The sequence below is a fragment of the Roseateles sp. GW823-FHT07B05 genome (assembly GCF_058794515.1).
In genome coordinates, this window is the sequence record NZ_JBXAGX010000002.1 from 423,002 (window position 1) to 444,309 (window position 21,308).

The 21,308-nt window shown below is 69.4% G+C and carries 23 protein-coding genes; 8 read left to right on the top strand and 15 right to left on the bottom strand.

The annotated features are described in order from the left end of the window. Window positions 1-8: 8 nt before the first annotated feature. Window positions 9-2,003, bottom strand: coding sequence for a DNA topoisomerase IV subunit B (locus AC1Q7O_RS06150; RefSeq protein ID WP_492660154.1), 1,995 nt, complete (start codon window positions 2,001-2,003; stop codon window positions 9-11). A gap of 77 nt (window positions 2,004-2,080) precedes the next feature. Between AC1Q7O_RS06150 and AC1Q7O_RS06155 the strand changes: the two genes are divergently transcribed. From AC1Q7O_RS06155 to AC1Q7O_RS06185, 7 genes are all read left to right on the top strand, one after another. Next, window positions 2,081-3,487 carry an amidohydrolase family protein gene (locus AC1Q7O_RS06155; RefSeq protein ID WP_492660153.1) on the top strand — a complete coding sequence of 469 codons (1,407 nt, stop codon included), beginning with the start codon at window positions 2,081-2,083 and terminating at the stop codon, window positions 3,485-3,487. A 13-nt stretch (window positions 3,488-3,500) separates the two neighbouring features. Beyond that, window positions 3,501-4,727: an MFS transporter gene (locus AC1Q7O_RS06160; RefSeq protein ID WP_492660152.1), complete on the top strand. Its 1,227-nt coding sequence runs from the start codon at window positions 3,501-3,503 to the stop codon at window positions 4,725-4,727. Beyond that, on the top strand, window positions 4,724-4,849 hold the full coding sequence (locus tag AC1Q7O_RS06165; RefSeq protein WP_492660151.1) for a hypothetical protein: 126 nt from the start codon (window positions 4,724-4,726) through the stop codon (window positions 4,847-4,849). Before AC1Q7O_RS06160 ends, AC1Q7O_RS06165 begins: the two co-directional genes overlap by 4 nt. After that, window positions 4,846-5,346, top strand: coding sequence for a class I SAM-dependent methyltransferase (locus tag AC1Q7O_RS06170; RefSeq protein ID WP_492660150.1), 501 nt, complete (start codon window positions 4,846-4,848; stop codon window positions 5,344-5,346). The genes AC1Q7O_RS06165 and AC1Q7O_RS06170 overlap by 4 nt, the downstream gene beginning before the upstream one ends. A gap of 31 nt (window positions 5,347-5,377) precedes the next feature. Further along, the gene (gene dapA / locus AC1Q7O_RS06175) at window positions 5,378-6,259 is read left to right on the top strand and encodes a 4-hydroxy-tetrahydrodipicolinate synthase (RefSeq protein ID WP_492660149.1); all 882 of its coding nucleotides are present in this window, start codon (window positions 5,378-5,380) and stop codon (window positions 6,257-6,259) included. Between the two features lie 63 nt (window positions 6,260-6,322). After that, window positions 6,323-7,495: an NlpB/DapX family lipoprotein gene (gene bamC / locus AC1Q7O_RS06180; RefSeq protein WP_492660148.1), complete on the top strand. Its 1,173-nt coding sequence runs from the start codon at window positions 6,323-6,325 to the stop codon at window positions 7,493-7,495. A 28-nt stretch (window positions 7,496-7,523) separates the two neighbouring features. Beyond that, entirely contained in the window at window positions 7,524-8,303 is a 780-nt protein-coding gene (locus tag AC1Q7O_RS06185) for an MBL fold metallo-hydrolase (protein WP_492660147.1), read from the top strand. A 134-nt stretch (window positions 8,304-8,437) separates the two neighbouring features. On the opposite strand, the gene AC1Q7O_RS06190 is transcribed toward AC1Q7O_RS06185, so the two are convergent. From AC1Q7O_RS06190 to AC1Q7O_RS06200, 3 genes are all read right to left on the bottom strand, one after another. After that, on the bottom strand, window positions 8,438-8,641 hold the full coding sequence (locus AC1Q7O_RS06190; RefSeq protein WP_492660146.1) for a hypothetical protein: 204 nt from the start codon (window positions 8,639-8,641) through the stop codon (window positions 8,438-8,440). A gap of 161 nt (window positions 8,642-8,802) precedes the next feature. Beyond that, complete coding sequence (locus AC1Q7O_RS06195) at window positions 8,803-9,297, bottom strand: hypothetical protein (RefSeq protein ID WP_492660145.1); 495 nt, start codon at window positions 9,295-9,297, stop codon at window positions 8,803-8,805. Then, window positions 9,294-10,409: a JmjC domain-containing protein gene (locus AC1Q7O_RS06200; protein WP_492660144.1), complete on the bottom strand. Its 1,116-nt coding sequence runs from the start codon at window positions 10,407-10,409 to the stop codon at window positions 9,294-9,296. Before AC1Q7O_RS06200 ends, AC1Q7O_RS06195 begins: the two co-directional genes overlap by 4 nt. 39 nt (window positions 10,410-10,448) lie before the next feature. Between AC1Q7O_RS06200 and AC1Q7O_RS06205 the strand changes: the two genes are divergently transcribed. Further along, window positions 10,449-10,970 (top strand): FKBP-type peptidyl-prolyl cis-trans isomerase, encoded by a 522-nt coding sequence (locus tag AC1Q7O_RS06205; RefSeq protein ID WP_492660143.1) that lies wholly within the window; start codon window positions 10,449-10,451, stop codon window positions 10,968-10,970. Between the two features lie 31 nt (window positions 10,971-11,001). On the opposite strand, the gene dut is transcribed toward AC1Q7O_RS06205, so the two are convergent. Genes dut through AC1Q7O_RS06260 form a run of 11 tightly spaced genes read right to left on the bottom strand, consistent with a single transcriptional unit; the run spans window position 11,002 to window position 21,302 of the window. Further along, a complete protein-coding gene (gene dut, locus AC1Q7O_RS06210; protein WP_492660142.1) occupies window positions 11,002-11,451 on the bottom strand; it encodes a dUTP diphosphatase in 450 nt (149 codons plus the stop codon). Then, window positions 11,451-12,665 carry a bifunctional phosphopantothenoylcysteine decarboxylase/phosphopantothenate--cysteine ligase CoaBC gene (coaBC, locus tag AC1Q7O_RS06215; RefSeq protein WP_492660141.1) on the bottom strand — a complete coding sequence of 405 codons (1,215 nt, stop codon included), beginning with the start codon at window positions 12,663-12,665 and terminating at the stop codon, window positions 11,451-11,453. The genes dut and coaBC overlap by 1 nt, the downstream gene beginning before the upstream one ends. Further along, entirely contained in the window at window positions 12,665-13,366 is a 702-nt protein-coding gene (gene trmB, locus AC1Q7O_RS06220) for a tRNA (guanosine(46)-N7)-methyltransferase TrmB (protein ID WP_492660140.1), read from the bottom strand. The genes coaBC and trmB overlap by 1 nt, the downstream gene beginning before the upstream one ends. Continuing rightward, a complete protein-coding gene (gene deoA, locus AC1Q7O_RS06225; protein WP_492660139.1) occupies window positions 13,366-14,676 on the bottom strand; it encodes a thymidine phosphorylase in 1,311 nt (436 codons plus the stop codon). The genes trmB and deoA overlap by 1 nt, the downstream gene beginning before the upstream one ends. Before the next feature lie 3 nt (window positions 14,677-14,679). Further along, window positions 14,680-15,444: a deoxyribose-phosphate aldolase gene (deoC, locus tag AC1Q7O_RS06230; RefSeq protein WP_492660138.1), complete on the bottom strand. Its 765-nt coding sequence runs from the start codon at window positions 15,442-15,444 to the stop codon at window positions 14,680-14,682. Further along, window positions 15,441-16,277: a purine-nucleoside phosphorylase gene (locus tag AC1Q7O_RS06235; protein WP_492660137.1), complete on the bottom strand. Its 837-nt coding sequence runs from the start codon at window positions 16,275-16,277 to the stop codon at window positions 15,441-15,443. Before AC1Q7O_RS06235 ends, deoC begins: the two co-directional genes overlap by 4 nt. An 8-nt stretch (window positions 16,278-16,285) precedes the next feature. Further along, a complete protein-coding gene (cdd, locus tag AC1Q7O_RS06240; RefSeq protein WP_492660136.1) occupies window positions 16,286-16,702 on the bottom strand; it encodes a cytidine deaminase in 417 nt (138 codons plus the stop codon). After that, a complete protein-coding gene (locus tag AC1Q7O_RS06245) occupies window positions 16,702-17,667 on the bottom strand; it encodes an ABC transporter permease (protein WP_492660135.1) in 966 nt (321 codons plus the stop codon). The genes cdd and AC1Q7O_RS06245 overlap by 1 nt, the downstream gene beginning before the upstream one ends. After that, window positions 17,667-18,770 (bottom strand): ABC transporter permease, encoded by a 1,104-nt coding sequence (locus tag AC1Q7O_RS06250; protein WP_492660134.1) that lies wholly within the window; start codon window positions 18,768-18,770, stop codon window positions 17,667-17,669. Before AC1Q7O_RS06250 ends, AC1Q7O_RS06245 begins: the two co-directional genes overlap by 1 nt. Beyond that, on the bottom strand, window positions 18,767-20,299 hold the full coding sequence (locus AC1Q7O_RS06255) for an ABC transporter ATP-binding protein (protein WP_492660133.1): 1,533 nt from the start codon (window positions 20,297-20,299) through the stop codon (window positions 18,767-18,769). Before AC1Q7O_RS06255 ends, AC1Q7O_RS06250 begins: the two co-directional genes overlap by 4 nt. 16 nt (window positions 20,300-20,315) lie before the next feature. Next, the gene (locus tag AC1Q7O_RS06260) at window positions 20,316-21,302 is read right to left on the bottom strand and encodes a BMP family lipoprotein (RefSeq protein ID WP_492660132.1); all 987 of its coding nucleotides are present in this window, start codon (window positions 21,300-21,302) and stop codon (window positions 20,316-20,318) included. Between the last annotated feature and the right edge of the window lie 6 nt (window positions 21,303-21,308).

The following is a 21,308-nucleotide window of genomic DNA, read 5'->3' on the forward strand; positions in this document are numbered from 1 at the left end:
CCAGGCCGTCAAATGTCGATTTCGACGGCGTCGCCATGCAACTCCATCAGCTCACGGCGCGACGCGGCCTCGCCCTTGCCCATCAGCTTGTTGAAGGCGTCCACCGTGGCGGCGAAGTCGAACTGGCCGTAGGCCACGCGCGACAGGCGGCGCGTGTCGGGGTTCAGCGTCGTGTCCCACAGTTGCTCGGCGTTCATCTCGCCCAGGCCCTTGAAGCGGCTGATGCTCCACGAGCCCTCGCGGGCGCCTTCCTTGCGCAACTTGTCCAGCGTCGCCGTCAGCTCGCCGTCGTCCAGCGCGTAGAGCTTGGCCGCCGGCTTCTTGCCGCGCGCCGGCGCGTCCACGCGGTACAGCGGCGGGCGGGCGACGAACACATGGCCGGTCTCGACCAGCTTGGGGAAGTGGCGGAAGAACAGCGTCAACAGCAGCACCTGAATGTGCGAGCCGTCGACGTCGGCGTCCGACAGGATGCAGACCTTGCCGTAGCGCAGCCCGGACAGATCCGGCGTGTCGTTGGGGCCGTGCGGGTCCACGCCCAACGCCACCGAGATGTCGTGGATCTCGTTGTTCTTGAACAGCAGATCGCGTTCCACCTCCCACGCGTTCAGCACCTTGCCGCGCAGCGGCAGGATGGCCTGCGTCTCCTTGTCGCGGCCCATCTTGGCGCTGCCGCCGGCGGAGTCGCCCTCGACGAGGAACACCTCGTTCAGCGACAGGTCGCGGCTTTCGCAGTCGGTCAGCTTGCCGGGCAGCACGGCCACGCCGGAGCCCTTGCGCTTCTCGACCTTCTGGCCGGCGCGCTGGCGCGTCTGCGCCTGCTTGATGACCAGCTCGGCCAGCTTCTTGCCGTGCTCCACATGCTGGTTCAGCCACAGCTCCAGCGCCGGCTTCACATAGGCCGACACCAGCCGCAGCGCGTCGCGCGAGTTCAGCCGCTCCTTGGTCTGGCCCTGAAACTGCGGGTCCAGCACCTTGGCGCTCAGCACGAAGCTGGCGCGCGAGAACACGTCGTCGGGCATCAGCTTCACGCCCTTGGGCAGCAGCGAGTGCATCTCGATGAAGCCCTTGACGGCGCCGAACAGCCCGTCCTTCAGCCCGGACTCGTGCGTGCCACCGGCCACCGTCGGGATCAGGTTGACGTAGCTCTCACGCAGCGGCGCGCCGTCTTCCGTGAACGCCACGCACCAGGACGCGCCCTCGCCTTCCGCGAAGTTCTCGCTCTCGCCGGCGCCGGCAAAGCCCTCGCCCTCGAACAGCGGGATCAGCGGGTCGCTGGTCATCGCCTGGGCCAGGTAGTCGCGCAGGCCGGACTTGTACTGCCAGGTCGTGACCTCGCCGGTCTTCTCCAGCTTCAGCGTGACGATGACGCCCGGCATCAGCACGGCCTTGGAGCGCAGCAGGTGCACCAACTCATGCCGCGGCAGCTCGGCGCTCTCGAAATACTTCGGGTCGGGCCACACGCGCACCGTCGTGCCCTGCTTGCGGTCGCCGCTGACGGCCGGCCGTGCGGCCACCGGCTGCACGACGTCGCCATGCTCGAACGCGATGCCGGCCACCTGCTTGTCGCGCCACACGGCCACTTCCAGCCGCTTGGCCAGCGCATTCGTCACGGACACGCCCACGCCGTGCAGGCCGCCGGAGAAGCTGTAGGCACCGCCCGAGCCCTTGTCGAACTTGCCGCCGGCATGCAGCCGCGTGTAGACGATCTCGATGACCGGCACGCCTTCTTCCGGGTGCAGGCCGAACGGAATGCCGCGGCCGTCGTCGGCCACGGAGACGGAGCCATCCACGTGCAGCGTCAGGTCGATGCGCTTGCCGTGGCCGGCCAGCGCCTCGTCGGCGGCGTTGTCGATGACTTCCTGGATGCAGTGCAGCGGGTTGTCGGTGCGGGTGTACATGCCCGGCCGCTGCTTGACGGGTTCCAGGCCCTTCAGGACGCGGATGGAAGCCTCGCCGTAGGCGGCGGAGGCGTTGGCGGGAGTTGAGGGGGGACGGCTGGACATAGGGGCGGGATTCTATGAAGTGGCTCGGGCTAGGATTCGCGGCTCCCTGAAGACTGAACTCCACCGAGTCCTGCCGCTTGAGATTCCTGATCGCTTCGCTGCTGTTGACCTGTAGTTTTTCACAGGCCCAGACACCGCCCCCTCCGCAACAGCCCTACCAGGCCAGCGCGCCGCTGTCCTGGGAGTTGAAAAACGCCCGCTGGTTTGACGGCCAGAAGATCCAGAAGGGCAACCTCTACGTCGAGAACGGCGTCTTCATCGCCAAGAAGCCCCCCAAGGTCAACCGCAAGATGGACATGCGCGGCCAGGTGCTCATCAACCCGCTGGCCGAGGCGCACAACCACAACCTGCAGACGGCCTGGGGCTGGGGGCAGTTCGCCGACAAGTACATCGACGAGGGCGTGTTCTACGCCGCCATGCTGTGCGGCGACCCGGCCAGCGTCGCCGACGTGAAACCGCTCGCCGCCGATCCGGCCGCGCCGGACGTCAGCTTCGTCACCGCCTGCATCACGTCCAGCGACGGCTACCCGCTGGCCGCCGTGCTGCCCGAACCCACGGCCGAGGCCGCCGCTGCGCAGCAGCAGATCGTCCTCGTCGACAGCCCGGAGCAGGCGCGCGAGCAGTGGCCCGCCATCAAGGCCCGCGGCGGCAACTGGCTGCGCATCGTGCTGGCCCACAGCGAGCGCCCCGAGCTGCGCGGCCGGCTGGAGCACTTCGGCCGCCTGGGCCTCAGCCCCGACACCGCCGCCGCGCTGACCCGCCTGGCCCATGCGGACGGCCGCCGCGTCGTCGCCCACGTCGAGACGGCGGCCGACTTCGACGCGGCGCTGGCTGCCGGCGTGGACGCCATCGCCCACCTGCCCGGCTACGCCAACATGCTGGACGAGGCGCCCGAGCATTTCGCCATCAGCGACGCCGCCGCGGCCCTGGCGGCCCGCCAGCGCACCGCCGTCATCACGACGACCGCCGCCACCGCCCTCTTCAAGCTCGACGGCGCGCCGCTGGCCGCGCTGCGCGACGTACAGCGCGCCAACCTTGCCAAGCTGCAGGCCGCCGGCGTGCCGCTGCTGGTGGGGTCGGACGTCTTCATCGGCACCACGCGCGCCGAGGTGCACGCGCTGGACGAGCTCGGCATGGACCGCGCCACGCTGCTGCGCCTGGCCACCATCGACACGCCGCGCGCGCTGTTCCCCGGCCGCAAGCTGGGCTGCTTCGAGCCCGGCTGCGAGGCCAGCTTCCTGGTGCTGGGCGGCGACCCGCTCGCCGACCTCGGCCAGGTCGACATGCCCATGCTGCGCGTCAAGCAGGGCCGGCTGCTGACCCGGCTGGCCGACGTCGCCGCGTCCAGCTCCCAGGCCAGCGCCTCGACGGCGGACGCGCCGAAGAAGCCGGCCGCCAAGAAGAAGGGCGGCAAGGCCAAGGCCACCGCGAAACCCCAGGCCAAGTCGCAAACCAAGACGACCAGCAAGGCCAAGCGCCGCTGATTACAGTGCCTGGATGAACACCGTCCGCCCCGCCGCCCCTGGCCTGTCCGTCAACCAGGTGCTGCTGTGCGGCGCCATGATCGTCACGCTGTCCATGGGCATCCGCCACGGCTTCGGCTTCTGGCTGCAGCCCATCATCACGGAGCGGGGCTGGACGCGCGAGAGCTTCTCCTTCGCGCTGGCGGTGCAGAACATCGCCTGGGGCGTCGCCGGCCCCATCGCCGGCATGCTGGCCGACCGCTTCGGCGCCTGGAAGGTGCTCATCCTGGGCGGCATCGCCTACGCGCTGGGCCTGCTGTCCATGGCGCTGGCCAGCGACCCGCTGAGCTTCACGCTGGGCGCCGGCGTGCTGATCGGCATCGCGCAGTCGGGTTCCACCTACGCCGTCATCTACGGCGTGCTGGGCCGCACCGTGTCACCCGAGAAGCGCTCCTGGGCCTTCGGCGTCGCCGCGGCGGCCGGCTCGTTCGGCCAGTTCGTCATGATCCCCATCGAGACCTGGCTCATCAGCCACCTCGGCTGGCAGACGGCGCTGTTCCTGCTGGCCGGCACGGCGCTGCTGATCGCGCCGCTGGCGCTGGGCATCCGCGAACGCCAGGCCGTGGGCACGGCCACCGGCCACCAGAGCATCGGCCAGGCGCTGAAGGAGGCCTTCGGCTACCGCAGCTTCCAGTTGCTGATGCTGGGTTACTTCGTCTGCGGCTTCCAGGTCGTCTTCATCGGCGTGCACCTGCCCAGCTACCTGAAGGACCACGGCCTCGGCATCGAGGTGTCCACCGGCGCGCTGATGCTGATCGGCCTGTTCAACATCTTCGGCACCTACACCGCCGGCATGCTGGGCCAGCGCTTTCCCAAGCGCTACCTGCTGTCGGCCATCTACGGCCTGCGGGCGGTGGCCATCACCGTCTTCATCTCCGTGCCGCTGACGCCGCTGAGCGTCTACGTCTTCGCCGCCGTCATCGGCTTCCTGTGGCTGTCCACGGTGCCGCCCACCAACGCGGTCGTCGCGCAGATCTTCGGCGCGCAGCACCTGTCCATGCTGGGCGGCTTCGTGTTCTTCAGCCACCAGATCGGCAGCTTCCTGGGCGTCTGGCTGGGCGGCAAGCTCTACGACGCGACCGGCAGCTACGACGTCGTCTGGTGGCTGGCCATCGCGCTGGGCGTCATGGCCATGCTGGCCAACCTGCCGGTACGCGAGGCGCCAATCGACAGGTCAGCGCGCGGAGCCCAACCCGCATGAAGCCGCGCCGCTGGATCGTGCCCACCTTGGTCGCTGCGGCGCTGGCCGCGACCGTGCTGGCCTACCGCCACCCGGCGGTCATGATCCAGCTCAGCGAGCAGATCTGGACGTGCTTCGGATGACGCCGTCCGCCTGGCTGCAGCGCTTTGCACCGTCGACGCCCGGCACCGCGCTGGATGTCGCCTGCGGCTCCGGCCGCAACCTGCGCTGGCTGGCCCAGACCGGCTGGCAGGTCACCGGGGTCGACCGTGACGCGGCCGCCACAGCACCACTGCAAAGCCTTGCAAAGATCGTCGACGCCGACATCGAGGGCGGGCCCTGGCCGTTGACCGGCCAGCAGTTCGACCTCGTCGTCGTCTGCAACTACCTGTGGCGGCCGCTGTTCGACACGATCCAGTCCGCCGTGAAGCCAGGCGGCTGCCTCATCTGGGAAACCTTTGCCGACGGCCAGCAGACCGTCGGCCGCCCGTCACGCCCGGATTTCCTGCTGCAGCGGGGCGAACTGCTGCGCGTCTGCCACGACTGGCGCATCGTGGCTTACGAAGACCTGTTCGAGGAAGCGGTCAACCCGCGCTACGTCCAGCGCGTTGCGGCCATCCGGCCGTCGCCGGCAGCCTAAAATCGCCCGAATTCCTCAAGACATTTCCACCATGAAGCCCATCCTCGGCAGCATCGTCGCCCTCGTCACGCCCATGAACGAGGACGGCAGCATCGACTACCCCGCCCTGCGCCGCCTGATCGACTGGCACGTCGAGTCCGGCACCGCCTGCGTCGGCGTCGTCGGCACCACCGGCGAGTCGCCGACGGTCAGCATGGAAGAGAACCGCGAAATCATCCGTGTCGCGGTCGAGCACGCCAAGGGCCGCATCCCCGTGCTGGCCGGCACCGGCGCCAACTCCACGGCCGAGGCCATTGAGCTGAGCCGCTACGCCAAGGAAGTCGGCGCGGACTGCACGCTGTCCGTCGTGCCGTACTACAACAAGCCCTCGCAGGAAGGCATCTACCAGCACTTCAAGGCGATTGCCGAGGCCGTGGACATCCCCATGATGCTCTACAACGTGCCCGGCCGCACCGTGGCGGACCTGCTGCCCGAGACCACGCTGCGCTGCGCCGCGCTGCCCGGCGTCTTCGGCATCAAGGAGGCCACCGGCAACATCGAGCGCGCCGCCTTCCTCATCAAGCATGCGCCTGAAGGCTTCCACGTCTACTCCGGCGACGACGGCACCGCCGTCGCGCTGATGCTGCTGGGCGGCCATGGCAACGTCAGCGTGACGGCCAACGTCGCGCCTGCCGAGATGGCCGAACTCTGCCGCCTGGCCATCGCCGGCAATGCCATCGAGGCCCGCAAGATCCACCTCAAGCTGCTGGGCCTGCACAAGCAGCTGTTCTGCGAACCCAGCCCCGGCCCGGCCAAGTGGGCCCTGTCCCGCCTGGGCCGCTGCGGCGGCGCGCTGCGCCTGCCCATCACGCCGCTGACGGCCGCCGGTCAGGCCGCCGTTGGCCAGGCCATGGTCGAAGCCGGATTGCTCTGAGTCCTCTGGTCTAATGCGCCGCTGCCCCAAGCCGGGCAACCTGTTCCCTCGGAGATTTCCAGCGTGACGTCCCTTTCCCCGATTCGCCCCACCGCGACCCGCCTCGCCTGCACGGCTCTCATCCTGTCCCTCGCCGGCTGCAGCACCCTCGACGGCATGTTCTCGTCGGACAAGGTCGACTACCGCACCCAGGCCAAGCAGACCGGCGGCCTGGACATTCCGCCGGACCTGACCCAGCTCGCCAAGGACAACCGCGCCCAGGTGCAGGGCGGCTCCATCACCGCCTCCGCGCTGACGGCCTCGCGCCCGGCCACCGCCACCGCCGGCTCCATGGCCGCCAACAGCGTGGCGCCCAACAGCGCCGGCGATGTGCGCCTGGAGCGCAGCGGCACCGACCGCTGGCTGCACACCTCGGCCACGCCGGAACAGGTCTGGCCGCAGCTGCGCGCGTTCTGGAAGGACGTGGGCCTGGACCTCGTCAAGGAACAGCCCGACGTCGGCATCATGGAGACCAACTGGGCCGAGAACCGCGCCAAGCTGCCGCAGGATTTCATCCGCCAGTCCATCGGCAAGGTCTTCGACGGCCTGTACTCCACCGGCGAGCGCGACATGTACCGCGTGCGTGTGGAGCGCGGCGCCAACGGCACCGACATCTTCATCGCCCACCGCGGCATGCAGGAGGTCTACACGACCACCGGCCGTGACTCCACCGCCTGGCAGCCGCGCCCCAGCGACGCCACGCTGGAAGCCGAGATGCTGTCGCGCCTGATGCTGAAGCTGGGCGGCCAGGAAACGGCCGCCAAGGCCATCGTCGCCGAGACGCCGGCAACGCCCGCGGCCAAGCAGTCGCCGCTGGCCGTCGGCGGTGAGACCACGCGCCCGCGCCGCCCGCTGTCCGAAGTGCCCGACAGCCTGGCCGTGAACGACGGCTTCGACCGCGCCTGGCGCCGCGTCGGCCTGTCGCTGGACCGCCATGGCTTCACGATCGAAGACCGCGACCGCGCCGCCGGCCTGTTCTACCTGCGCTACGCCGACCCCGAGAAGGCCGGCCAGGACGAGCCCAACTTCTTCCAGCGCCTGTTCGGCGCCAAGTCGCTCACGCCGACGCGCTACCGCGTGGCGGTCAAGGCCGACGGCGCGAAGAGCACGGTGCGCATCCTGGACGAACGCGGCCAGGCCATCGCCGACGACAACGCCAAGCGCATCCTGTCGCTGCTGATGGACGACCTCAAGTAAGAGACCTCCGCGATGGAGGACCGCCGCCATGCGCTTTCGCAACCTCGGCAGCGGCAGCGGCGGTAACTCGACACTGGTCGAGGCCAGCCAGGGCATCACGACCACCCGCGTCCTCGTCGACGCGGGTTTCAGTGAACGCGAGCTGACGCGTCGGCTGGCGCTGGCCAGCTGCACGGCCTCCGACATCGACGCCATCTTCATCACGCACGAGCACGGCGACCACGTCGGCCGCTCGGTCGCGTTCGCACGCCGCCACCGCATCCCGCTGATCACCAGCCGCGGCACCTGGCGCGTCATCGGCGACGACGACTTCGACGCCAGCCTGCTGACGCTGGCACGCAGCGGCGAAGCCATTGCACTGGGCGACGTGGAACTGCAGCCCTTCGCCGTGCCGCACGACGCGCAGGAGCCGCTGCAACTGGTGCTGCACGATGGCGCCGCCAGGCTGGGCATCGTCACGGACCTGGGCTGCGCGCCCGCCGACGTCGTGCAGGCCCTGCAGGGCTGCCAGGCACTGCTGCTGGAGTGCAACCACGACGAGGCCATGCTGCGCGCCGGGCCCTACCCACCGGTGCTGCAGCGGCGCATCCTGGGCACGCACGGTCACCTGTCCAACGACGCGGCGGCCGAACTGCTGGGCCGCTGTCTTCACGCAGGCCTGGGCGCCGTGCTGGCGGCCCACCTCAGCGAAAAGAACAATGCCCCGGCGCTGGCTAGAGCGGCCTTGGCCCGCGCGCTGGATTGCGCCGCTGACGACATCCGCGTGGCCGACCCGGCGCTGGGATTCGACTGGCTGGGCGTCGGCTGAGCGCCGAAAACCCGCTGCGCAAAGTTATGTAATTCAAGCCCTCACAGGCGGAATCCGGGCTGTTTCGCGGCCAGGAAACGAAAAAAGCCGCCGCTGCTTGCGCAGCGACGGCTCTTTCCGAGCGGACGAAGTGATTACTTCGAAGCGGCGGACGCGGCAGCGTCGGCAACAGCCGAAGCGCCAGCATCGACGGCGCTGGCGGCAGCCGAAGCGGCTTCCGAAGCGGCGGGAGCCGGAGCCACGACGGCCGGGGCTTCAACCTTGGGTTCTTCCTTCTTGCTGCAAGCGGTCAGAGCAGCAGCAGCCAGCAGGGAAGCCAACAGGATCGACTTATTCATTACTTGTCCTCAAACGTTTAAACGACGGTGCACACCATAATTTTGGGGTCGTGCGCCAGTGATTGATCACCAACGGCCGACCCCGCAGAACAAGACGCGGAAAACCTCGAGCGCTTCCCTCGCCTAGCCCGCGATTATAGGGGTTTGCTTGTCACAAAGACTCATAGTCCCAAAGTTGTCGGCGCAAATGATTCGCTGGAACGTTGCGCCAGGGCGTCAAACCACTCCAGACCGCGCAGCCGCTCACCCGCATCGAGGCTGAGCTCGCCGCGCCAGAGATGGCGGTCGAACAGCCGCAGGCTCAACGGACCGTTAGCACCGACGGCCAGCAGCAGGCTCTGCGCGGCGCCGTCCACGCTCAGATCGGGCTCGACGGCGCGCGCCGTCACGCAGTGCGCGAAGTCGCGGCGCCAGCGCACGAAGCGCGGGTGGCGGCGAGCGACGTCGTCGTACTGCAGCGCCAGTAGGTGCAATTGCCGGCCCTGGCGCGCCCAGCGGGTCAGCGCGGACAGCAGGTTCGCGTCCGACAGCGGCCAGTCGGCAAAGCTGGCATCCCAGGCGTGCAGTTCCCGGCAACCCTGCGCGTCGGCCCACTGGAGGCTCTCGACGACCAGGCGCTGGAAGTCGGCGCGGGCGCTGAAGTGCTGTGCGTTCACGCGGGCAACGGCTGCACCCAGCCGTCCTCGGTCCACTGGTCCAGCAACTCGCGCGCCTCCGCAGAAAGACGCGCGACTTCGGCAGCCGTCAGCTCGCGACGGTCCGCCATCAGGCGCATCAGCGCGGCGTCACGTCCGCCGGCGCGAAAGCTCTCGCCGTTCAGGAACACGTGCGCCGCGTCGTAGAGCATGCGGCTGCGCCGGTCCAGGCGCGCGCCCTGCCCCGGCGGCAGCACGTCGCCGGGTTCGAACCAGACGTTGGCCTTCAGTTCGGTCAGCGCCTCGCCCAGCGCGCACTCCAGCGCCTGCGGCCGCTGCACGGCCGCCTCGACGGCGCGGCGCGCGAAGTCCAGCAGCCCGGCCGGCACGCGGGCCGGCTCCGTCGTGGCCTCCTGGCGCGGGTCCGAGTACAGCTTGCCGGCCGACTCCACGTCATCCAGCAGCCGGGGCAGCAGCTCGGCCGCCAGACTCTCGGCCGTCGATGCGCGGAACCCCACCGAGCCGGTGATGCAGCCCGGGCCGACGGCCACACCGTCATGCGCCCAGCCCGGCGGCAGGTAGAGCATGTCGCCCGGCTCCAGCACGAACTCTTCCTCCGGCATGAAGTTGGCGATGATCTTCAACGGCACGTCGTCGCGCAGCACCGCGTCGCGCTGGGCGCCGATGCGCCAGCGACGCCGGCCGGCGAGCTGGATCAGGAACACGTCGTAGGAATCGAAGTGCGGGCCGACGCCGCCGCCGTCACTGGCGACGGACAACATCAGGTCGTCCAGCCGCGCATCGGGTGCGAAGCGGAACCGGTCCAGCAATTCGCGCGCGCCGTCCAGGTGCTGGTCCAGCCCCTGCACGAGCAGCGTCCAGCCGGGCTTGCTCATCGCCGGCAGGCGCGGGATGGGGCCATGCCTGAGCTTCCAGTCGCCATCGAAGGCCGTGACGAGGCGGGACTCGACGTCGTCACGCGCGGCCAGCGCGGCCAGTTCCTTCAGCGAGGCCGGCGGCGTGACGCCGTCAAAGGCCTGGCGCACCAGCAAGGGCTTTTTCTGCCAGTGCTTGCGCATGAACTGGGCCGGGCTGAGGCCGGCGAGCATGGGGGTCGGGAGATCGATCTGCATGCAGCCATTGTGCCGAGGCGCTGTGGGAAAATTGATCCCATGCAAGTGACCCGCCCCTCAGTCGTCTCCCTGCGCTGGAGACTCGAAGACGCCCAAGGCCAGCTCATCGACGAGCTGACCGAACCGATGGAATTCCTGGTGGGCGGTGACGACCTGTTCGCCAAGGTCGAGGAAGCGCTGGACGGCCAGGAGGCCGGCTTCGAGACGGCCCTCGCGCTGCAGCCCGAGGAAGCCTTCGGCGACTACGACTCGGGCCTCGTCTGCTTCGAGGCGCGTGGCCTGTTCCCGACCGACGTGGAGCCCGGCATGCAGTTCGAAGGCCTGCCGGAAGGCGCCGCGACCGAAGGCATGCCGGAGGAAGCGGTCTACACGGTCACCGAGGTCTACCCCGAGCATGTGGTGCTGGACGGCAACCACCCGCTGGCCGGCATCGGCCTGCGCATGCACCTGACGCTGCTGGACGTGCGCGAAGCCACCGAGCAGGAAGTGCAGGCCGGCTCGATCGGCGAGCCCCTCTTCATGGTGCAGACCGGCGCGCCGCCGGACGAGCCGCTCCACTGAACGGAAAAGGCGCCCCGGGCGCCTTTCTTCTCTATGCCTTGCCTGTCGAGCCGAAGCCGCCGGTGCCGCGGTCGGACGCATCGAAGCTGTCGACACGGCGGAATGTGGCCTGCACGACCGGCACGATGACCAGCTGCGCGATGCGCTCGAAGGGCTGGATGACGAACTCCGCCTGGCCGCGGTTCCAGCAACTGACCATCAGCTGGCCCTGGTAGTCGCTGTCGATCAGACCGACGAGGTTGCCCAGCACGATGCCGTGTTTGTGGCCCAGGCCCGAGCGCGGCAGGATGATGGCGGCGAGACCCGGGTCGGCGATGTGGATGGCCAGGCCCGTCGGGATCAGCGTCGTCTGGCCCGGGGCCAGCGTAATGGCGGCATCCAGGCAGGCGCGCAGGTCGAGGCCGGCGCTGCCGGCCGTGGCGTAGGCGGGGATCTGCTCGGCCATGCGGGCGTCGAGCACTTGCAAGTCAATCGCGTGCATCAGAGTCTCTTGGAAAGTTCGGCGATCAGCTCGCGCGCGAGGCTGAGCTTGTCGGCCCGACCTCCCGCTTCAGGCAGTTCACGCTGGCCCTGCTCGTCGATGAGCAGCAGCGCGTTGTCGTCACGGCCGAAGGTGGCCGGGCCGAGGTTGGCGACGATGAGCGGGATGCCCTTGCGGCGCCGCTTGGCCTCGGCATGCTCGGCCAGCTTCTCGCTCTCGGCGGCAAAGCCGACACAGTAAGGCGGCTTGGGCAGCCTGGCCACCGCGGCAAGGATGTCGGGGTTCTCGGTCATCGCGATGGTGGGCGCCGTTGCGCCGCCCTCGGCCTTCTTCATCTTGTGCTCGTGCGTCTGCGCGGGCCGCCAGTCGGCCACCGCCGCACTGGCGATGAAGGCGTGCTGGTGCGCGGCCAGCGGCAGCACGGCGTCGAACATCTGCTGCGCGCTCTGCACGGCGATGCGCCGCACGCCGCGCGGCGTGGGCAGGTGCACCGGGCCGCTCACCAGCGTGACCTCGGCGCCCGCTTCGGCCGCGGCGCGGGCGATGGCAAAGCCCATCTTGCCGCTGCTGTGGTTGGTGATGCCGCGCACCGGGTCGATGGGCTCGAACGTCGGGCCGGCGGTGATCAACAGCTTCCGGCCACGCAGGGATTTGGGCGCGACGAAGGCCTCGACGTCGTCGAAGATCTGCTGCGGCTCCAGCATGCGGCCGTCGCCGATCTCGCCGCAGGCCTGGTCGCCGTTGGCGGGGCCGATGAGGGTGGCGCCGTCGGCGGTGATCTGCGCCACGTTGCGCTGCGTGGCCGGGTGGGCCCACATCTCGCGGTTCATGGCCGGCACGACCAGCAACGGGCACTCGTGGATGCGGCGGGCCAGTGCGGTCAGACTGACGAGGTCGTCCGCCCGGCCCTGCGCCAGCGCGGCAATCGCATCGGCGCTGGCGGGCGCCACCAGCATCACGTCGGCCTCGCGGCTGAGGTTGATGTGGGCCATGTTGTTGCCCGGCCGCGCGTCCCACTGCGAGGTGTAGACCGGTCGACCCGACAGCGCCTGCATCGTCACGGCGGTGATGAAGGCTTCGGCACCCTCGGTCATCATGACCTGCACGGTCGCGCCCCCCTTCACGAACAGGCGCGTCAGCTCGGCGATCTTGTAGCCGGCGATGCCGCCGGTCATCGCGAGCAGGATGTGTTTGCCGTGCAGCGGACTCGTCATCACTTCTTCCTGAACACCAGGTCCCAGACGCCGTGGCCCAGCTTGATGCCGCGGTTCTCGAACTTGGTCAGCGGGCGGTAGGCGGGCTTGTCGGCATAGCCTGACGCCGTGTTGACCAAGGCGGGCTCGGCGGACAACACGTCCAGCATCTGCTCGGCGTAGGGCTGCCAGTCGGTGGCGCAGTGCAGGTAGCCGCCGGGCTTGATGTGCTTCACCAGATTGGCCACGAACGGCGCCTGGATCAGGCGGCGCTTGTTGTGGCGCTTCTTGTGCCAGGGATCGGGGAAGAAGATGTGCACGCCGTCCAGCGCGGCTTCGCCGATCATGTCGCGCAGCACCTCCACCGCGTCGTGCTGGACGATGCGGATGTTGCCGATGTCGCGCTCGCCGATCAGCTTCAGCAGCGCGCCGACGCCGGGCTCGTGGACCTCGCAGCCGATGAAGTCATGGTCGGGCAGCGTCTGCGCGATGTCGGCCGTCGCGGCGCCCATGCCGAAGCCGATCTCCAGCACCAGCGGCGCGCTGCGGCCGAAGGTCGCAGCGGTGTCGAGTCGCTCGACCTTGTAGGGCAGCACGAACTTAGGGCCGAGCTCGGCCAGCGCTTTGATCTGGCCCGTGCCCATGCGGCCGGGCCGCGTGACGAAGCTCTTGATCGGGCGGTGCTGCGGGTCCTGCGGTGGGTTGCTGTTCTGTTCGTCCATCAGCCGATTGTCGCCATGACCATGGGCGCGGCGGCGACGTCGGCATCGCCCAGCCCGACGGCAGCCAGGTAGGACGCGATGGCACGGTCGGCCGCGGCCTCGTCGGCCGCGTGGATCAGCGCCAGCGGCTCGCCGGCGGCGACGCGCGTGCCGATGGGCTGGACGGCCGAGAAGCCGACGCGCATGTCGATGGCGTCGCCGGCCTTGCGGCGGCCACCGCCCAGCTCGACGATGGCCACGCCCAGGTCGCGGGTCGCCATCGTCGTGATGACACCGGCGCGCGGCGCGGCCACGGGCTTCACGACGGGTGCGGCCGGCAGGTACGCGGACGGACGCTCCATCAGATCGGCCGGGCCGCCCAGGGCCACGACCATCTGGGCGAACTTCTCGGCGGCGGCGCCGGAGTCCAGCGCCGCCTGCAGCTTCACGCGGGCGGCGGCGGTGTCGGCGGCCAGGTTGCCCAGCACCAGCATCTCGGCGCACAGCGCAAGCGTCACCTCGTGCAGGCGCGGCTCGCGGTGCTTGCCGGTCAGGTAGTGGATGGTCTCGATGACTTCCAGCGAGTTGCCGACATCGGTGCCCAGGATCTGGTTCATGTCGGTGATCAGCGCGCGCGTCTTCAGGCCTGCGCCGCCCGCGACGGCGACGATGCTCTCGGCCAGTTCCTGCGCGAAGGCGGGCGTGGACGCGAACGCGCCGTTGCCGCACTTGATGTCCATGGCCAGGCCTTCGAGGCCGGCGGCCAGCTTCTTGGACAGGATGCTGGCGGTGATCAGCGGCACGCTCTCGACCGTGGCCGTCACGTCGCGCGTCGCGTAGAAGCGCTTGTCGGCGGGGGCCAGGTCAGCCGTCTGGCCGATGATGGCGCAGCCGAGGGACCGGACGATCTGGTCGAACCTGGCCGGGTCGGGCGTCGTCGTGTAACCGGGGATGGCTTCGAGCTTGTCGACCGTGCCGCCCGTGTGGCCCAGGCCACGGCCGGCGATCATCGGCACGTAGCCGCCACAGGCGGCCACCATGGGCGCCAGCATCAGGCTGACCTTGTCGCCCACGCCACCGCTGCTGTGCTTGTCCAGCACCGGGCCGGGCATGTCGGGCCAGCGCATGACGCGGCCGGAATTCATCATCGCGCGCGTCAGCAGCACGGCTTCGTCGCGGCCCATGCCCTTCAGGAACACGGCCATGCCGAGCGCGGCGACCTGGCCTTCGCTCCAGGTGTTGTACGTCAGGCCGTCGACGAAGTTCTGGATCTGCGCTTCGTTGAGCGCGTGGCCGTCGCGCTTGGCGCGGATGATTTCTTGGGCAAGCATGGTTCAGTACGCCGCAGTGACGGCGGCAGATTTGGCACCGGAAAGAACAGCTTCGATGTCGGTGAGCAGGCCGCTGGCGCCGAAACGCAGGCGCTGCGGGTTCAACGCGGTGGCGCCCAGCGCGGCTTCGGCCTGGGCGATGTAGCCGGCGGCATCCGCCACGGAGCGCACGCCGCCCGAGGCCTTGAAGCCGGCGGCGGACAGGCCGCTGGCCTTGATCTCCTTCAGCATCACGGCCGCCGCGGCCGGCGTGGCGCCGGTCTTGGTCTTGCCGGTGCTGGTCTTCACGAAATCGGCACCGGCCGCCAACGCCAGGCGCGTGGCCTGGGCGATGCGCTCGGGCGTGTGCAACTCGCCGGATTCGATGATGACCTTCAGCGTCAACGGGCGCGACGCGAAGCGCACCTCGGACAGGAACTCGGCGACCTCGGTGGACTGGTCGGCCAGCAGCGCGCGGTAAGGCAGCACGACGTCGACCTCGTCGCCACCGGCCTGCGCAATGGCCTCGATGTCGGCCAGCGCACGGGGCAGATCCAGCGCGCCGTCAGGGAAGTTGGCCACGGCGGCAACCTTGATGGCGGCCGGCAGCGCCGCACGCGCCTGGGCGACGAAGCGCGGCCACACACAGACGGCGGCCACGGGGCCGTGGGCCGTCTGCGCGCGCGCGCACAGCGCGTCGATGTCGGCGGCCGTGTCGGCGTCGTTGAGGCTGGTCAGATCCAGGCAGGCCAGCGCCGTGCGGGCCGCCGCCTTCAGGTCGGCGGTCATAGCTCGACGCCCTTCAAACTCGCCACCAGCGCTGCCAGGAAGGCGGATGCGCGCTCGCCGGACATCTGCGCCTGCTTCAGCGTCAGGTCGTGCGTCAGCGCCTCGGCGGACAGGCCGGCGGCCATGTTGGTCATCAGCGCGATGCCCATCACCTTCAGGCCGGCATGGCGGGCCAGGATGGTCTCGGGCACGGTGCTCATGCCGACGGCGTCGGCGCCCCAGGCAGCGAACATGCGGATCTCGGCCGGCGTCTCGAACTGCGGGCCCAGCGCCCAGCAGTAGGTGCCCTCGCCCAGCATCAGGTTCTCGCGCTTGGCCAGTTCCAGCGCGTGCTTGCGCAGGGCACCGTCATAGGCATTGACCATGTCGACGAAGCGGTGGCTGCCCTGCTCGCCGACGAGCGGGCTGCGCTGCGGCGCGTTGATGTGGTCGGCGATCAGCATCAGGCTGCCGGGGGGCATGTGGCCGCGCAGCGAGCCGGAGGCGTTGGTCTGCACCAGCAGCTTCACGCCCCAGGACTTGAGCGTGCGCAGCGCGCCGGCCATGCCGGTGCAGTCGCCGCTCTCGTAGGTGTGGGCGCGGCCGCGCAGGAAGATGACGCGCTGCTCACCGATGTGGCCGACGACGATCTCGTTGACGTGGCCTTCGACCTTGGGCTGCGGGAAGGCGGGCAGCTCGGTGTAGGGCAGGTTCTTCGCGTCCTGCACGTGGCTGACCGCGCCGGCCCAGCCGGAGCCGAGCACGACGGCGACTTCGGGCGCGTTACCGAACAGCGATTGCAGCTTCCCGACGCTCGCGCTGATGGCGACGTCGAGGGTCTTGTTGTCGATCATGGGGAACCTCAGATGTTCAAGTGGGCGGGCCCGAAGCTGTGGGGCAGCAGCTCGGCCAGGGTCCAGCGTTGGCGGATACCGCCAGGATCGCCGGCAATGATGACAAGCTCTTCCGGCACGGAGAACTCGCGGAGCTTCTGGCGGCAGCCGCCGCACGGCGTGATGATGTCCGGGCCGGGGCCCGTCACCAGCGCCACCCGCGCCTGCTTGCCGCCGGCCATGAGCATGGCCGTCAGCGCCGACGGTTCCGCGCACCAGCCCTGCGGGTAGGACGCGTTCTCCATGTTGGCGCCGATGTGGATGCGGCCCTGCTCATCCAGGATGGCGACGCCGACCTTGTATCTGGAATACGGCGCGTGCGAGAACTCGCGAGCGCGCAGGGACTCGGCCAGCAGGCGGTCCAGCAGATCTTGGGACAGGTCCATCAGCGCTCCTTCACGTAAGGCCGGCCCAGCGCCTGGGGCGCGATGGCGGAACCAATGAAGCCAGCCAGAAGGACCACCGTCAAGATGTACGGCAAAGCCTGGATCAGTTGCACGGGTACTTCGCCGATGCCCGGCAACTGCACGCCCTGCATGCGGATGGCCACCGCGTCCAGGAAGCCGAACAGCAGGCAGGCGCCCATCGTCGGCAGCGGCTTCCACTTGCCGAAGATCATCGCGGCCAGCGCGATGAAGCCGCGGCCGGCCGTCATGTTGGGCGAGAAGGACGCGTTCTGCGCCAGTGTCAGGTAGGCACCGGCCAGGCCGCACAGCACGCCGTTCATCAGCAGCGCCTGATAACGCAGCCCCTGCACGGACATGCCGGCTGCTTCCACCATGGCCGGGTTCTCGCCGACGGCGCGCAAGCGCAGGCCCGGGCGCGTGCGCTCCAGGAAGAACCACACGGCGGCGACCATCAGGAACGCGGCGTAGACCAGCACGTTGTGGCTCAGGAAGCCATGGCCGAGGACGGACGCGAACCAGTGGCCCGGCTGCGGCTCGGCAAAGCCCTGGGCGAGCGCCGTCAGACGCACGTCGGGCTCGATGGGCGGCGTCTGGCCGCCCTGCTGGAACCAGGCGATGCCCAGCACGACGGTCAGGCCGGCGGCGATCATGTTCAGCGCAACGCCGGAGACGACCTGATCGCCCCGGTTCGTCACGCAGGCAAAGCCGTGCACCACGGATGCAGCGCTGGCGACGGCGATGGCCGCCAGCAGGCCGAACGCAGTGGAGTGCGTGACCGAGGCCGTCGCTGCCGCCGCGAAGGCGGCGAACAGCATCTTGCCTTCCAGGCCCAGGTCGACGACGCCGGCGCGCTCGGACAGCACGCCGGCCATCGCGCACAGCAGCAGCGGTGCGCTGACGCGCAGCGTGGACGCGAGCACCGAGGCGATCAGGACTTCATCCATCAGCGGCCTCCCTTCAACTTGGCATAGACACGGGCGAACAGCGGCGCGCTGACCGTGGCCATCGCACCGGAGAACAGCACGATGAGGCCCTGCGCCGTCACGACCATCTCGCGGCTGAAGCCCTGCAATTCGAACGACACCTCGACGCCGCCCTGGTACAGCACGCCGAACAGCAGCGAGGCCAGCACGATGCCAATCGGGTGGTTGCGCCCCATCAGCGACACGGCGATGCCGGTGAAGCCGGCGCCGGCGACGAAGTCCAGCGTCAGCTTGCCCTGCACGCCGGAGATCTCGTTGACGCCCACCATGCCGGCCAGCGCGCCGGAGATGGCCATCGCCAGCAGCACCTGGGCGCGCGGGCGGATGCCGGCGTAGTGCGCCGCGCGCGGCGCGCTGCCGACGGCGCGGACGGCGTAGCCGGCAGCGCTCTTCCACAGGAACCAGCCCACGAAAACGCAGGCCAGCAGCGCGATGACGAGACTGAGGTTCAGCGGCGACGACGGCAGCTCGTAGCCCAGCGCGGCGGCGACCTGGTGCAGCGCCGGCATGCGGGCACTGTCGGCGAACTCGGAGGACTCCACCGCCATGCTGCCGGCCGGGCGCAGCCAGTTGACGAGCAGATAGCTGTTCAGGCCGGCCGACAGGAAATTGAACATGATCGTCGTGATGACGATGTGGCTGCCGCGCCAGGCCTGCAGATAGGCCGGCAGCGCCGCCCACAGCATGCCGAAGAAGGCGGCGGCCAGCACCAGCAGCGGCAGCATGACGACGGCCGGCAGCGACGCGCCCAGCCACAGCGCGACGAGCGCCACGCCCAGGCCACCCAGCGTCGCCTGCCCTTCCCCGCCGATGTTGAACAGGCCGGCGTGGATGGCCACCGCGACGGCCAGGCCGGTGAAGATGAAGGTCGTCGCGTAGTACAGCGAATAGCCCAGGCCGCGCACGCTGCCCAAGGCGCCGTTCAGCAGCACCGTCAGCGCCTGCCAGGGGCTGTGACCGATGACCATGACGACGAGGCCGGCGACGACCAGTGCGATGGCGAGGTTCCACAGCGGCAGCAGGCCGATGTCGATCCAGCGGGGGAGAGTCAAAGGTTGGCTCATGCAGCCGCTCGTTCTTCTTGTGCGGCCATCAGCAGGCCGAGGCGACGTTCGTCGCAGTCCTCGATGGCGAGTTCGCCGGTGATGCGGCCGGCATTCATGACGACGACGCGGTCGGCCAGCGCCAGGATCTCGTCCAGCTCGCTGCTGACCAGCAGCACCGCGCAGCCGGCGTCGCGCAGCGCGCGCAGCTGGTGGTGGATGAACTCGATGGCGCCAATGTCGACGCCACGCGTGGGCTGGCCCACCAGCAGCACCGTGGGCTGCTCGCCGATCTCGCGGGCCAGGATGAGCTTCTGCTGGTTGCCGCCGGAGAACTTGGAGGACCCCAGGTTCTCGTCACGCGGGCGCACGTCGAAGCGCTCCTGCATCTGCCTTGTGGCCTCCCGCATCGCGGCGTGGTTCATGGACGCGCCGCGGCGGTACTTGGGCAGGCCCTGGTAGCCCAGCACGGCGGACTCCCAGGCCGGGAAGCTCATGACCAGGCCGACGGCATGCCGGTCCTCGGGCACATGGGCCAGCCGCAGCGGGCGGGCCTGGGCGGTCGCCAGCCAGGCGTCGGGCGAGAAGGACTGGCCGCCCAGTTCCAGGCGGCCGCCATCGGGTGCGCGCAGGCCGGACAGCACTTCCAGCAGCTCGCTCTGGCCGTTGCCCGACACGCCGGCCACGCCGACGATCTCGCCGGCCTTCAGCGTCAGGCTGACGTCCTTCAGCGCCGGCACGCCGTTGGCGTGCTTCAGGCTCAGACCCGTCGCCTGCAGGCGCACCTCGCCGGTCTTCGTCTCCAGCCCCTCGGGCCGGCCCAGCGTGACCTTGCGGCCGACCATGGACTCGGCCAGCGATTCCTCGCTCCAGTCAGCGATGGGCCGCGTCTCGACGACCTGGCCCGCGCGCATCACCGTGACGGCGCTGCACAGGCTCATGACCTCGCGCAGCTTGTGCGTGATGAGGATCAGCGTCGTGCCGCGCTCCTTGAGCTTGCGCAGCGTGACGAAGAGCTGGTCAGTCTCCTGCGGCGTCAGCACGGCGGTGGGCTCGTCCAGGATCAGGATCCTGGCGCCGCGGTACAGCGCCTTCAGGATCTCCAGCCGCTGCAGCTCGCCCACCGGCAGGTCGGCGACGACGGCGTCCAGCTGCACCTGCAGGCCAGTCTCGGCCATCAGCGCCTGCAGCTGGGCACGCACCCGGGCCTTGGACGGCGTCAGGAAGAAGCCGCCCTCGGCCCCCAGCATGACGTTCTCCAGGCAGGTCAGCGTGTCCACCAGCATGAAGTGCTGGTGGACCATGCCGATGCCCAGCCGGATCGCCTGCTGGGAGTTGGCGATCTCGACCGGCTTGCCGTTGATCTCGATGGACCCGGCGTCAGCACGGTAATAGCCATACAGGATGGCCATCAGCGTGCTCTTGCCGGCACCGTTCTCGCCGACGAGGCCGTGCACGCTGCCGGCCGCGACGTCGAAAGTGACTTCGCGGTTGGCCTGGACGGCGCCGAAGCGCTTGGAAATGCCTTGAAGGCGGACTGCGGGCGTCATGCCGCTCTGGCTCGCCTTAGAACTTGCAGGCGTTGTCGGCCATGTAGTCGGCCACCTTCACCTTGCCGGCGATGATGTCCGCCTTGACGGCGTCGACCTTGGCCTTGAGCGCCGGGGTCAGCAGCTTGGCGTTGTGCTCGTCGGCGGCGTAGTCCACGCCGCCTTCCTTCAGGCCCAGCACCTGCACGCCGGGCTTCCAGCCCTTGAGCACGTTGTAGACGGCCACGTCCACGCGCTTGACCATGGAGGTCAGCATCGTGCCGGGCTGCAGGTGGTTCTGGTTGCTGTCCACACCGATGGCGAGCTTGCCGGCGTCCTTGGCGGCCTGGTAGACGCCCACGCCGGTGCCGCCGGCGGCGGCGAACACCACGTCGGAACCCTTGGCGAACTGCGACTTGGCCAGCTCACCACCGCGGGTGGGGTCGTTCCACGCGGTGGACGTGGTGCCCGTCATGTTGGAGAAGACCTCGATCTTGGGGTTGGTCTTCTTGGCGCCCTGCTCGTAGCCGCACTGGAACTTGCGGATCAGCGGGATGTCCATGCCGCCGACAAAGCCGACCTTGCCGGTCTTGCTGACCAGCGCGGCCATGGCGCCGACGACGTAGCTGCCCTCGTGCTCCTTGAACAGCAGCGACTGCACGTTGGGCAGGTCCACCTGCGCGTCGATGATGGCGAACTGGGTCTTGGGGAAGTCCTTGGCCACCTGCTTCAGCGCCGACGCCTGGGCGAAACCGATGCTGATGATGGGGCTGGCACCCCGCTCGGCCATGCGGCGGATGGCCTGCACGCGCTGGGTGTCGTTGCTGATCTCGAACTCGAGATACGTCTTGCCCGACTCCTTCTTCCACTGCTCGGCACCCTGGTAGCCGGCCTGATTGAAGGATTTGTCGAACTTGCCGCCCATGTCGAAGATCACCGCGGGCTGCTGGGCCTGGGCCATGGCCGACGCGGTCAACAGCGTCAGGGCAGCCAGGGTCCGTGCATGGGGCAGAGAAGAGGTCATGGGGCG